The sequence below is a fragment of the Bradyrhizobium erythrophlei genome (assembly GCF_900129505.1).
GTDB lineage: Bacteria > Pseudomonadota > Alphaproteobacteria > Rhizobiales > Xanthobacteraceae > Bradyrhizobium > Bradyrhizobium erythrophlei_D.
In genome coordinates this window covers 3,882,641-3,895,251 of sequence record NZ_LT670818.1, presented here as the reverse complement: position 1 = coordinate 3,895,251, position 12,611 = coordinate 3,882,641, and the positions used below count along the sequence as shown (strand labels likewise).

Genomic DNA, 12,611 nt, shown 5'->3' with positions numbered 1-12,611 from the left:
CTATGACCGGCACAAAGTTCAAAATGCGTTAGCAGGGGAATCGTTCCGGCCACGCCGCCGCGCCGAATCAGGCAGCGGGGTTCCGCCGCGGCACGAAGGCGGTGGCGAGAAACGAAAACACCACTTCGCCGCGCTGATTAGTGCCGGTGTTGCGGACCTGGACGATGCCCCATTCGGGGCGGGTATCCGACGTCCGCAGCGTCTCGACCTCGCTGGAGAAACTGACGGTGTCGCCCGCCAGCACCGGCTTGATCCAGCGCAGTTCCCGAAAGCCCGGCGACGGTCCCCAGATCGCGACCTTCTCGCCGCGCGCGTGGGCCTCCTTCGCCTGGCGCTTGCCGTCGGCCACCATCAGTTTCATGCAAACCGATCCGACATGCCAGCCGGAGGCCGCGAGCCCGCCGAACAGCGATTTCTTGCCTTCCTCTTCGTCGAGATGGAAGCGCTGCGGATCGAATTGCGCGGCAAAGTGCTTGATGGCGTCGGCGGTGAAGGTGAACGATCCCACCTCGCGCCGCTGCCCGATCTTGATATCCTCGAAAAAGCGCATTAGCCGGCCTGCTCTGCCGCGCCGGCGCGCCGCTCCACGATGATCGGCGACACCATTTCGCACAGCAGCTGCCCCGCCGCGTTGCGGACCAGCGCCTTGAAGGTCACGATGCCGGTCGAGGGGCGGCTGCGCGAAACCCTTGCCTCCATGACCTCGATATCGAGCGTGAGGTCGTCGCCGGGACGAAGCGGCGCCAGCCAGCGCAATTCGTTGACGCCGGGCGAGCCCAGCGACGCGGTGCGACCGATATATCCGTCGAACATCATCCGCATCGTGATCGAGCACAGATGCCAGCCCGAGGCCGACAGGCCCTTGAGCATCGATTTCGCCGCCGCCGCTTCGTCCAGATGCATTGGCTGCGGATCGAACTCGGCGGCAAAGGCAAGGATCTCCTCGCGCGTGACGCGGCGCGGACCGAATGTGCCGAAATGGCCGGGCGGGAAATCTTCGAAGGTCAGGGTCATGGCGGGGGATTGTGGCGAGGGAAGCCCGATTGTGGCCGCACTTTGCGGCAATCTCAAGCGGCCTGCCCGCATGGCTCGTGCTCTGCGGGCGGGTACCGCTCTTCGGTGTCCCCGACCTTGCCCGGGACGACATTCGGGGCTGGGCCCTGCGCCGTCTCTGGCCGGGTTGCAACGAAGCTGATATTCGACGTGCTGGGGGAGAACGACCGATGTTTGAATTTCGGGATTTGTTTCAGTGGGACCGCTTCATTACGCCAGACTGTACCGATACAGCAAAACGACCTGATTTTATTGGGCCGTTGGAGAGCTACTTGATGTTCGGGGGGAATCGAAATGTTTGAATTTCGAGACCTTTTTCAATGGGATAGATTCATAACTCCGACGATCATCAAGACCTTCTACTGGCTGGTGATCGCGTTGATTGTCCTGTTCGGCCTGTCCGGCATCTTTTCCGGCCTCGCGGCGATGGCCATCAGCCCGTTCGGCGGGTTCATCCTGCTGCTGTCGTCGATCGCCAGCGTGGTGGTCGGCGTGGTGTTTTCGCGTATCGCCGCCGAGTTCATCCTGATCGTGTTCCGCATCAACGAGCACCTCGGCGCCATCCGCGACCAAGGGGAACGCCGCTAGCCTGTTGGCCGGGCGGCAAAGCTGCCGGTACAGGCCAAACCTAAACGTAACCGTGCCGAGCTATAACGACGAGCACTGCCAGCACCACACATGCGCCGATTGTCCAAACTGCAATCGAGTTGAATTGGGACTTTGGCTGATAAGGTTTTCGCCAGTGGCGAGCCATCGGACCCTCCTAACTTGCTCTAGTAGGTAAGTCTCCGCCAGCGGCTCAAGGTTCAAACCCCTGCCCCAGCTAAAGCCCGAGCGGCCATAGCCGGGCGGCTGCCACGGATCAGCGCACCGGCATGGCCCCGCTGCTAGACAGCTAGCCTCTCACCCGATGCCGGTTCGCGTGTTGCAGGGGGCGGTGGTGTCGGACGCACGATCTCTATGGAAACACGTGGATTTTGGCAGCGAATTTTGCTACAACCCGAACGTTGAGGCGCGCCATTAGCGCCAAATGATTTGAATGCCCGCCGCGACGGGACACGCGGCACCAGCAAAACAGTCTTAGCAATCGGCAATGCGCTCGCTTCGCGGCTGGCTGCCATAGCCTCGTCTTTGCAAGGAGGCATTACGCCCGTTAGCGGGCGACTAACAACACCGCGAACAACGTGGGCGCGACCTGACATGCCGAAGGCAGCGGGAATCATTTTTGGAAAAGTAAAATATTATGGACGACGAATTTCTCAATGCTATCGACAAGACCGCTGACCCTTCATTCAATGCTGGCGATATCGACGTACCGCCGAAAATCGCCATAAGACGTTCAGGAAGTTCGCGTGTAGGTTTTCTCCGACCGGGAGAACGCGAGAAATGCCTGCTGGACGGTGACGACCATCCATATCCAATCGAGAACGAACCCGCGCCAAAATATCTCGGCCCGCCCTCTGGCCGCGCCGGTACCGATGATGAGAAGCGCGGCGCTTACCATTTGTATGCAGAATATATTGCGGGCCGTCTTGGCAAGAACGAGGAAGAGAACGGCAGGCTCTGGAATACTGCGCTGTGGATCGACAAGCACTTTCGAGTCACGACGACGCCAGCGGAAGCGCTTCCGCCACTTAACATTTACGTCGGCGACAAAAAATCACAAAGCACGGAAGGAACTGGCGCACCTACCGGGCCGGATGATGAAGCGCCCGATGAAGCAGGAAACGAAGGATTCGGATTTAAGAATTTCAATATCTGTGCGACTGACGAAAGTGGAAACGCTACAGTGACTGACGTGGACGGAATAACGCACCGTCTTGAGATCAAAGGAGACAACTACAGAATCGGTCGGCTTATAGATGATCTGCGTGAAATCGATCAGCTAGCCAAAATCGACGTTAACGATCTGCGGCGCGAGGGTCCGCCTCTTCTGCCACAGGTCGATTTTCCCGACCTCGATCAACGGGCGGAATCCGGCAAGATCATTCGTATGTTGATGTTTGGAATGCGCTCGCTCTGGCATCCCGTCATTCGCGCCATTGCCAGCCACGAGGATATGAAGAGCTTCGGGCAAGGCAAAGGCAAAGACGTTGCGGCAGCAGTTGGCCGTCAACGCATCATTGAAGGATTGAGGCTCGCGGAGTCGATCAGGAAGGGACTCGGACGACAGGACCGCGCCTTTTCGGTGTGGCAAAGTCAAATCCGCGCCAGACAAATACGAGTCGACCGGCCGGGATTCTCAGTCGATGACATCATAAAGGGCACGTTAGGTGTTTTGGCGGGGAACGCCTACCAGAACCAGACAGCCGGTTTAGTCATCAAGCTTGCCGATAAGCCATTGCCTGCAAACGACAATCACCGCTTCGACACCTTTGCATCGAAAGCCGCTTAGGGGGGCCCGGGAGGGGGTCGTGGCAAAACCGTTATAGTCTAAGTATGGAAGTTAGATTCTTCCGGCTTTTCCAAAAGCAGACTTTCACACCCCCGGTGTCACCGCGCCGGGGGTGTTTCTTTTTGCAGCTAACAAAACACAAAGCGAGGATTTCAAATGGTCGAAACGTGGCCGACGCGCATCGTCGCAGGTGCCGCCGGAATGAAGCAACGGGCTTTGAGCCAGTGCTTTGCATTAGGAGCGCTCAAGTTGTGCGGAGCCGACAAGAGACCAAGCGGCAGCGGCTCCCGTGTTGGCCTGTCAAGGCCACGCGCCTATCAGGCCGCCGCCATGAAACAGCTACACCGTAACGGGTTGTCCATCCCACACGCGGCGCGCGTGGCCTTCGAATTCTCCGACGTCGGAAATATCAACCGCGCGCCCGGAGAATTGTTCGCCCATGGCACCACCCATCTGGTGGTGACACCAGATGGTGCGACCGTGAAAAATTGCTTTGCCGATACTTCGATTTCCGAGATCAGCAATTCGGCATGCGTCATCATCGTGAATTGCAATCAAATCGTCCAACAGGTGGACGCCGTCCTCAACAATGAAAGATCATATGACTAAGCCTAATCCCGATCCAATCCTCACGTCCGATAAACTTACGGATGATACCCAAAACAAGGCCCGGCTTTTAGCCAGTAGTGCGCAATCACGAGCCAAAATTTGGAATTTTACCAAGCTGCTATCCCCGGCCAGTTGTTATGACGAAACGTCCTCTACAACCTGGGACGCAGACACCACGACGGTGGCTCGCATCGGCCTTTTAAAGACCACGATGAAAAAGCAAGTCGTATCTGCCGACAACCGAGACGAAGCTGCCCGAAAGAAAGAAGCGATTGAACGAACGCTAGCCGGTGAGGTGATTGTTACGCCTAGCAGCATCCAGCAGCAGCTTGACAGCGAGCAAATCAAATTGTCCGCTACTTTGGACGCCATAGATTTTCTAACGGGAGAGATACAGCGCGAGAAAATGAAGCTCGCAATAGAGTACTCTAAGAAGATGCGTCCAAAGCACGATGCTTTGATGAAAACTTTCTGCCAGAAGCAGCTTGAGGCGCTTTCCGTTTGGAGCGAGCTTTTCAATTTGAAGAGCCATCTGATCGATAATGGTGGTCTCCATGGTCTGTGCCTGAATCTTCCCGCCGCGTTCCTAGGGGCACCGAACGACCCTTACTCCGACATGGCGGACTTTTTCCGCTCGGCGAAGAATGACGGGCATATTTCGGCAGTCCCGAAGGAGATGCGGCTGTGATCTACGGCCACCTTGCCCCCGGGCGCTATTTGGTCGGAGACGATGGCGTGGCTCGCAAGGCCTTGCCTCAGAAGCAACAGGTTCTGCAGGGTTGGGCTTGTCACTACAACGTCGAGCACACCAACTACAAGACCGACGTCCGAGAGATATTTCTTCCGGGATGCTTTGCCGGAAGTTTGACGGGATTGCTCTTTCTCAGAGATCACTTGCTTTCAGAAAAGGCGATGGCAGATCAAGATGACGGCGATCTAGAGGTTCACGACTGTGAAGCTGGACTCGCGATGCGGGTTCATCTCAAGGACGGCGTGCTTGATAGGCTTGAGGGGCGCGACCAACTGAGCGTGGGCTACCATCTTCTGCAGGCCTCCCTTCGCAGCGATGGAGTCCTGCTCATTAAATCTGCGGTGCTCCTAGAGATAAGTGCCTGCTACGTTGGTGCCGTGCGGCAGGTATGGTCTGAGATTCGTAACGCGGACGACGTAGGTTCGCTCGCTGATGACGCCAAGACCTTTGCGAGCGAAGGCGCGAGCCGTGGCTTCCTTCGCGAGCTTCGCAAGCTGCAGTAACCAGCCATAAACGTTTCGAATCTGTGCGCCCCTCAATGTTTCATCCCGGCATTGGATGACGGCAGCACGATGCTTGGAATCCGGCCGTAGCTTTTCTCCGCAGCTACGAGCCGGTGACCGGCATTGCTCTAACACGACCAGCAAGCGCACCGCTGGCATTTTCGTGCGCACGACTGCCGCAATTTCGCGGCAATATCTTTGAAATATTAACATGACTAATGAAATAGAAAAAGTTGATTGCATCGACTCGTTGATCTTTGGACTCAACCACACAGGTGGATGGCGAAAAAAGCTCGCGATCAAGTTTCCTTCGGACCCTCGCAATGCTCGCGCTGGCCAATGCCTCGCAAAACTTGCCATTGATTCCGCTGAACTCACCGATTGGCTCCGACTCCAGCCCTATGCGGGATGGGCGTCCGAGTCTTGGCGCGAATCGATAAGCATCGCTGCAAGGCAAGTTGGCTTCACGAGGAAGATCAAAGATTTCCCTTCGTTCGTGGATCATCTGCTCGACGTGTTGTCGGAACCAGCGACAGCGAGTTGAGTATTTTAGAAATGACTTCTTTTTACCACCGCGACACGACCCTACCGTATTGGCGTTCGAACATAGATGCTGAACAACTCTTCGAAGGGCACAAACACCGTCCTGAACGCGCACAGGCTTGGTTAGATTGGCGTTACGTTTCTGACACCATCGTCGGACAAGCCGCTATGATGCGTGGGCGCTTCGAATTGGGTTTGCTTGCGCTCCATACGTATCATTGGACATTCACACCAACACATACAGGTGGGCTTGCCGTCGTCCTGCCGGTCTACGAAGACTTCCGTATGGTCGATTTGCTGGCGATATCCCGCCACGACCACTCTGTTTGGGGCTGTGTCACCGGGATCGGCCAGTACATCGGTAGCACTGCCCAAGGGCGTACGAAATTGGATAGCCCGCTGCGGGTCTATAAGAACCCAATCAATTGGCTGCTGGCCAACTGCGAAGGTATCTTGCCGCTTTCGAAATCGTTCTTCCCGCTGTTGCAACATGCCCCGTGCATTATTGCTGAAGGATACGAACACGCCTGCGAAATCTCGGAACTTGCTTTCGTGGGTCCAGCCGAACGGCTCTTCCTTGATTGCGATGCCGCAGAGCGAGCCGCACTAGACAGAATAGCATTTGAGGTAGCGGCATGAGCAACGTGCGAACACTCAGACAGGCTATAGCCTATTCGCCAAACCAGAACATCAAAGCGCAGGCCGGATACGCTAGTTCACTCCCCGTCATTGATCCCCGCGATTGGCAGGGCAAGTCAGTACCGGAGCGGCAGTGGTTCGTTGAAGGGTGGATTCCAGATCGCACGGTGACAAATCTAAGCGGCGATGGTGGTTCCGGCAAAACGGAAATCGTCCTGCAACTGATCGCCGCGTCTTCGCTTGGCCTGTCATGGTTCGGCAAGAACGTGGCTATCGGTCCGTGTCTCTATTACGGCGCGGAAGATGAAGCGGACGAGCTTCACAGACGCTTAGAAACGATTGTATCGGAGTCGGGAAAGCAGTTGTCGGACCTAGACGGGATACGGCTTATTCCGATGGCCGGTCTAGACGCTGTACTGGCCGAGCCAGACCGGAAAGGAACCCTTGCTGCGACCGTGATCTATCCGAAGCTTGTTTCGCAAGCGATGGTTTTGCGGCCAAAGCTAATCGTGGTCGACCCGAGTGCCGATGTTTTCGGTGGTGACGAGATAAACCGGGCGCAAGTGCGGAAGTTCGTTTCGATGCTTCGCGGACTTGCGATGGATGTCGATTGCGCCGTTTTGCTTTTGAGCCATCCTAGTCTCACCGGCATGAACAGCGGCACCGGTACGTCAGGCAGCACCGCTTGGAACAACTCTGTTCGGAGCCGTCTCTATCTGGAAATAACTTCACCGGAAACCAGAGTCCTGACAATCGTTAAGGCAAACCACGGCAAGGTAGGCGAAAAGATCGAAATGCGATGGCAGGACGGCATTTATGTCTTGGACAATGGCGGCGATCCTGTTGTTGAGTCGCTGTTCAATTCGACGGTCGATAAACTGTTTCTTGAGTTGCTTGGCATCTTCACGGCGCAAGGCCAGAACGTTGGAATTATTACGGGCACTTCGTATGCGCCTGCGAAGATGGCCAAGCACCCCAAGGCAAAAGGATACAGCAAAGACAAGCTTGCCGCCTCAATGCAGAGGCTGTTGGATTCCGGTTGCATTAAGGTCGTGACGGAAGGCTCACCATCCCGGCAACGGTCGCGGTTAGTGGAAACTGGCCACACGACCGTTCACTAGCCGGGGGGTTCCACCGATCCCTCCACCGCACCTACCACCGGCTTCCACCGCCTTCCACCGCGTGTGTGCTGCCACCCCCCATACCCCCCGTGGCGGTGGAAGCACCGCCGCCCGGTGGAAACCGGGCCGTCGCTGCCACCGCTACTTCGTTTTTTGACGTGGCTGGTGGTGGCGAATAGCCGGGCGCTGGCCAACCATCACAACGGCCAGCCTGTGGCTTGGTTTGCTACGGCAGCCACATGGGTAGCCAGCATACGTATGGCCCCCCACAGAGCCGCGCTGTGGCTTGTACGTAGGGGGGACGACCTATCTTCACGTAAGCGATTTGGTGCCGACCGAACCGCCTCATGGCACGCAAATTCCCAATTCAGAATATGACCCCAAAACCCTATTTTTCACGACGCCAGCGCCTTGGCTGCATCACCTGTGCGTTCGTTCAACCGGCGGCTCACCGTTTGGTTGGCCGAAGGCTTAGTGGTGCCGTTGCTTGACGAGTGAAGTTGTTTAATCTCACAATTCAATCTGTCAGCGCATTCAAGGGGGCGTCATGAAAGTTGAGATTATTGTCGCGGTTATTGCTGCGACCGCCTCGCTCGCCGCTGTCGTAGGCACTTACATAGGTTCGCGTCAATCAAGTGATAACGCGAGAGCTATTGCCGTGTTGCAAATAGATAACCAAAAACTTCAAGACGCATCTCAACGGGAAAAAGAGATGTCGAAGCTACGCGAGCCGCTCGCCCGGGCCGCCTTCGATCTACAAAGCCGAATTTACAACATACTAAAGCAAGACCTTATCCGGCGCCTATCTCGTCCGTGGCGATGAAAGGGAAAAGAAATATGTCATCAACAATACGGCCTTCTTAATGGGACAATACTTGTGTTGGACTGAAATGGTGCGCCGGCAGATTCAGTTCATTGATTTGGGAGGTAGCGAGAAGACGCGGCAGTTGCAAGAACTTCAAGATAGGATCGAAAGCATCTGGCGCACAGATCAGCAATCGAAGACACTTCGCATATTTGCAGGTGAACAACGGGCGATAGGCGAGGCGTTTATCGTGACCAGCCCAACAGGCCTTGAGTGCGTTGGATATGGCGCGTTCCTTACGAAATTCACCAAGGGCACCGATCCGTTGATCGACGATTTAGAGAGTGATGTCGCGTCGCTCAATCAGAATCTCGACCAAGCTAAAGAGCGGCTTACGAATTTGCAGAACGCTTTTATCGATTTGCTAGCTCTGCTCGATCCCGAATACATTCGATTTCCAAGGCATAGCCGAACGAAGGTGTAGTCGCGACACAGCATCACACCAATCCCCCACTGGAAGTGCGGGACGGGTGGGGGCATCCCATCTCTACAGCATGAGCACCCGACACCGGCCACAGGCCCAAGTTGAACGGCTGGCCCTCCCGTTCAAAACACTTTTTGTACTACAAGGAAACTAACATTGAAGAAATCAACAACCAAAGCGCCAACCCATCTTCGCAAGCCAACGCAGGTTTGGTGGGAAAGCGTCCACGCCGAATACGAACTCGAACCTCACCACGTGAAGTTACTCACGCTCGCGGCGGATTCCTGGGACCGAGCTATAACGGCAAGAGAGACCATTGCAGAGCACGGACTCTTTTATAACGATCGTTTCGGAGCGCCGAGAAAACATCCTGCCGTGTCGGTCGGTGAAGCAGCCACCATCGCCTTCGCAAGGCTGTGTCGCGAACTCGATTTGAGCGAGGACTCCGCTCCCGACAATCGCCCGCCTTCTCTCCGCAGCAACAGAGGATAAAAGATATGCCGAAACGTAGAACGAACAAACATCGCGGCGCAATCAGCGAACATCATGCAGCGTGGCTAGATGGTGATCGCAAAGCCGGCTTCTTGGTTAGCCTCAATCATGGCTTTGTGCTGCAAGAATTATGGGACCGCGCTGGCGATAGTGAAAACTTTCGCTGGGAGCCGGGGATGCAGTACCCGGAGCCGAGGTAGTTGTTCCGGTTCGCAAAGCTTGCGATGCATTTGCAATCTGTATTAGGTCCTCGTCATGGACGATACGAATCGAATCAATTTTGATGCCCCTGCAATTCTGCGAAAATGGCCGTCACGAAATGGCGAGCGCATTAGTGCCGCCGAAGGTGCCCGCCCTTATCTAATCGTGGATGGCACTTTGGACTATTGCATCCGGCAATTCATGGCGAAGCCAACAGCCCAGCAACACCTTTACGAGATTCATACGACTCCACAGGGAGAACTGGTCAGCGCCGTCCTGACCGCAAGACTTATTCCTGAAATTGCCCGGCTCCGGGATTTTCTATAGGACGGCAATCGCTCCGGGAGGGGCCAAGTTGGTCCATGCCTAACTGATGAGGCCCATAGGCCGCTCCCGGAACGCCGTTCGTGTGTTAGCCGCTACGCTCGTGCCCGAACATTGCAGCAGCGGTCACTGCGGCGAGCCTTTGCAGGTGGAGCCATGGTATCTCCTCTGCTAGAGGCCAACGCAATTGTTGGCCTGAATTCAAGGTGTGTCGCGCTTCCCAATCTGTCAAGGCACGGTTTCTTACTGGCTGGCGAGGTAGGCGGGCAAATTCCGGGAAGCGGTCGCAAAAAGTTGGGACTGGCTTTGATTACGTTGTACTCAACGATATTCCACGCTTGGCCGCTTGGACGGTCGTTGCGCCGGGCGTGCGCTTCAATGCCTTGGCGATTTTGGCAACGCCTTGTTTGTCTCGGGCCATCGACTTCAAATTACGTAAGTCATCCTTCGACCACGCGAGACGAACTACTTTTTTCTTCTTGGCCAACGTTTGATTCCTTTTTTTTGGAGTCGAGCGTGTAGCACAGCAAATCGATTTAGCAATTCAAAAACAATCTCGAACGTCGCCCCGCTGGCGGTGGCTGGTGGGGACAGGTCAACGGGCGAATCGGGGACCGCTGCACCGGGGAATAGAAAGAAGATAATGGAAGTTATTTCGCAATCTGAACAGAAACGTTCACCTTCAGTCCAAAAATATGGCATGTTTCCCTCTAGTAATCTGCTGGGGGCGATAATGAAGGTTCGTAGGGAAAAGCAGCTTAATGCCGTAGCCGATGACGTTCTGGCTCTCACAGCGGTGGTTGGACCTATTCTATCTGGTGTCCTTAACGCACTGAAAGCCGACGTTGTTGCTGAAGCGGGAGGTGCCTCAGACGTCAAGTTAAAAATGTTGCCACGTCTATACAGACCCGGCGATGGCGACGTGGGAATTTGCTTTGAGTATGCTGTCCACGAAGCGATGAACAATGGTGATGCTCGGGTAACTGAGCGAATTCATGACGCGATGAGATTCTGTAGGATTAGGCCAAACGAGACTAAGTCGATTCTCTTTGGAATCGAGAAATCAGGTGCAGTTCAATTGATCGCTACCGCCAAAAATATCCTCACGGACGAATCTCGCACCCTAGCCGGTAAAGTCGGGCAACCTCCGAAACTTCTGAGACGTTTAAATATGCTTGCCGCAGCGTTTAGACGACCAACAACGAGATTGGCTCTACCGTCGTCAATTCGTGGCTTGTGGAAAGCCGATCTTTTCGTCGGATCGTTAGATAGTCAACAATGGGTAGGCACAAGTGTAAAAATCAATCCGGCGCAACTCGAAGGGGCGGCGGGACTACGAATTGGCATAGTCCCCACTCGCCAAGGAGTTAGCGATAAAGTGAGGTTGGACGAACATCGCGGCTTGGTGATTTGTCCCCTTCATCATGATGCCGATTTCATGCAGATTTTTTATGAGGCGTGGCGCGTCGTTCAGGCATTTATGAATGCGGATGCTAAGATTCCAAAAGAGTCTATTCTACCTCGCCCGGTAGATCGCGAAATTTGCAGAATACTAGAAGAGCGTCGGGAATTCCCCGTCGTAGAAGTAGTTGAAGCAATGAAAGTCTTTGGGCAACCCGAATTAATGGCCACCGACGTGGAGGATGTTAGGCTCGAAGACGTTAAGGGAGATACTGAAACCTCAGTTGTGGTTGCCCCGGTATCGCGCGCGACAAGGTAACGTGGACTACCCGGCTCCGGTCGTACGGAACGCTGGTGCTGAACGCGAATTGCTGATGATGCGTTGGAGGATCAATCCCATGACGTTAGTCGTTGGTTACGCCGATGGCGATATCGGCTTTATGGTGGGCGATACGCTATTAAGCCATGAACATTTCCAGTTGCCCGATGATGTGGGACCCGTGAACGGTGAGTTCCACAGCTTAAAGGTCCAGGTACTCAGCGGGACGGTCGCGGTGGCCTACGCCGGTAAATTCCAAGAGGCGTATGGGGCAATTTGCGAAATGAAAGCTGCCTTATCGGAAAATCGGGACATCGATCCTGTCGAGTGGATTGCAAATCGGGAGGGTCTAGACGGGTGTGAATTTCTCGCCTTGCTCAATGGGCAGACGAAACAACTTTTCCGCATCACCGATGGCAAGGTTTTAGAATGCCGTCGAGCCTATATTGGCTTGCAATCAGATTATCAGAGATACACTGAACTGAGACAGCCCTACGCAGGGCCGCCAGTTCGCCTTGATGCCGGCGTCGAAATAGCTGTGACTGAGAGCGAAAAGGAATTCGATATCGTGTCGAACGCTATGGAGGCTCTGTCGCGAGATACGGTCGGTAAGAAGGCTGTTACGGTAGGAGCGATCAGTGGATGCGTAATTCGCGTTGTCGATGCGCGGATTTCGAAGCAACTGGAATATATGCAGGCAGTTGAAGCGTCCCATTTTCCGTGGGAGCCAGAAGGCGGCTTTACTTTGCTTGCCTCCAACACCGAAACACGCGGCGTTGGCATCTATTTTAGGTCGGGTCGCCGTGGCTTCATAATGCCAGTTTGTAGCGAAGTCCCATGTATTCCGAGCCGCGCCGGTGATTTGGATGCTTTCATAGCGGAGGGACGCGACAAGTTCGGAATGGAATTAGTTGGAGGCAAATGGCAGACGGAGCCGGTCGCCTGAGGCAGAGCGGTCGGGTGGACAATTT

At 55.1% G+C, this 12,611-nt stretch carries 16 protein-coding genes; 13 read left to right on the top strand and 3 right to left on the bottom strand.

Annotated features, from left to right (window positions below; genetic code table 11):
• Window positions 1-67 precede the first annotated feature (67 nt).
• On the bottom strand, window positions 68-550 hold the full coding sequence (locus B5525_RS18005; RefSeq protein WP_079567215.1) for a MaoC family dehydratase: 483 nt from the start codon (window positions 548-550) through the stop codon (window positions 68-70).
• Window positions 550-1,014, bottom strand: coding sequence for a MaoC family dehydratase (locus tag B5525_RS18000; protein ID WP_079567214.1), 465 nt, complete (start codon window positions 1,012-1,014; stop codon window positions 550-552). The genes B5525_RS18005 and B5525_RS18000 overlap by 1 nt, the downstream gene beginning before the upstream one ends.
• 333 nt (window positions 1,015-1,347) lie before the next feature.
• On the opposite strand from B5525_RS18000, the gene B5525_RS17995 reads away from it, so the two are divergent.
• The 11 genes from B5525_RS17995 (at window position 1,348) to B5525_RS17940 (ending at window position 9,923) form a co-directional block, all read left to right on the top strand.
• A complete protein-coding gene (locus tag B5525_RS17995; RefSeq protein ID WP_079567213.1) occupies window positions 1,348-1,641 on the top strand; it encodes a DUF4282 domain-containing protein in 294 nt (97 codons plus the stop codon).
• Between the two features lie 655 nt (window positions 1,642-2,296).
• Window positions 2,297-3,448 (top strand): hypothetical protein, encoded by a 1,152-nt coding sequence (locus tag B5525_RS17990; RefSeq protein ID WP_079567212.1) that lies wholly within the window; start codon window positions 2,297-2,299, stop codon window positions 3,446-3,448.
• Window positions 3,449-3,604: 156 nt separating this feature from the next.
• Entirely contained in the window at window positions 3,605-4,057 is a 453-nt protein-coding gene (locus B5525_RS44020; protein ID WP_154073290.1) for a hypothetical protein, read from the top strand.
• A complete protein-coding gene (locus B5525_RS17980) occupies window positions 4,050-4,745 on the top strand; it encodes a hypothetical protein (RefSeq protein WP_079567210.1) in 696 nt (231 codons plus the stop codon). Before B5525_RS44020 ends, B5525_RS17980 begins: the two co-directional genes overlap by 8 nt.
• Window positions 4,742-5,311, top strand: coding sequence for a hypothetical protein (locus B5525_RS17975; protein WP_079567209.1), 570 nt, complete (start codon window positions 4,742-4,744; stop codon window positions 5,309-5,311). The genes B5525_RS17980 and B5525_RS17975 overlap by 4 nt, the downstream gene beginning before the upstream one ends.
• 423 nt (window positions 5,312-5,734) lie before the next feature.
• Entirely contained in the window at window positions 5,735-6,493 is a 759-nt protein-coding gene (locus B5525_RS44015) for a hypothetical protein (protein ID WP_154073289.1), read from the top strand.
• Window positions 6,490-7,614 (top strand): AAA family ATPase, encoded by a 1,125-nt coding sequence (locus B5525_RS17960; RefSeq protein WP_079567206.1) that lies wholly within the window; start codon window positions 6,490-6,492, stop codon window positions 7,612-7,614. The genes B5525_RS44015 and B5525_RS17960 overlap by 4 nt, the downstream gene beginning before the upstream one ends.
• Window positions 7,615-8,161: 547 nt before the next feature.
• On the top strand, window positions 8,162-8,437 hold the full coding sequence (locus B5525_RS17955; protein ID WP_079567205.1) for a hypothetical protein: 276 nt from the start codon (window positions 8,162-8,164) through the stop codon (window positions 8,435-8,437).
• 70 nt (window positions 8,438-8,507) lie between these two features.
• Complete coding sequence (locus B5525_RS17950; protein ID WP_154073288.1) at window positions 8,508-8,903, top strand: hypothetical protein; 396 nt, start codon at window positions 8,508-8,510, stop codon at window positions 8,901-8,903.
• Window positions 8,904-9,059: 156 nt separating this feature from the next.
• A complete protein-coding gene (locus tag B5525_RS17945; protein ID WP_079567203.1) occupies window positions 9,060-9,395 on the top strand; it encodes a P27 family phage terminase small subunit in 336 nt (111 codons plus the stop codon).
• Between the two features lie 255 nt (window positions 9,396-9,650).
• Window positions 9,651-9,923 carry a hypothetical protein gene (locus tag B5525_RS17940; RefSeq protein WP_079567202.1) on the top strand — a complete coding sequence of 91 codons (273 nt, stop codon included), beginning with the start codon at window positions 9,651-9,653 and terminating at the stop codon, window positions 9,921-9,923.
• Window positions 9,924-10,230: 307 nt separating this feature from the next.
• Here the strand turns inward: B5525_RS17940 and B5525_RS45380 are convergent, their stop codons facing one another.
• Entirely contained in the window at window positions 10,231-10,407 is a 177-nt protein-coding gene (locus B5525_RS45380) for a hypothetical protein (protein WP_172899910.1), read from the bottom strand.
• Between the two features lie 156 nt (window positions 10,408-10,563).
• Here B5525_RS45380 and B5525_RS17935 point away from each other — a divergent pair, with 156 nt between their 5' ends.
• Complete coding sequence (locus tag B5525_RS17935) at window positions 10,564-11,640, top strand: hypothetical protein (RefSeq protein WP_197687931.1); 1,077 nt, start codon at window positions 10,564-10,566, stop codon at window positions 11,638-11,640.
• Between the two features lie 79 nt (window positions 11,641-11,719).
• Window positions 11,720-12,586, top strand: coding sequence for a hypothetical protein (locus B5525_RS17930; protein WP_154073287.1), 867 nt, complete (start codon window positions 11,720-11,722; stop codon window positions 12,584-12,586).
• The last annotated feature ends 25 nt before the right edge of the window (window positions 12,587-12,611 follow it).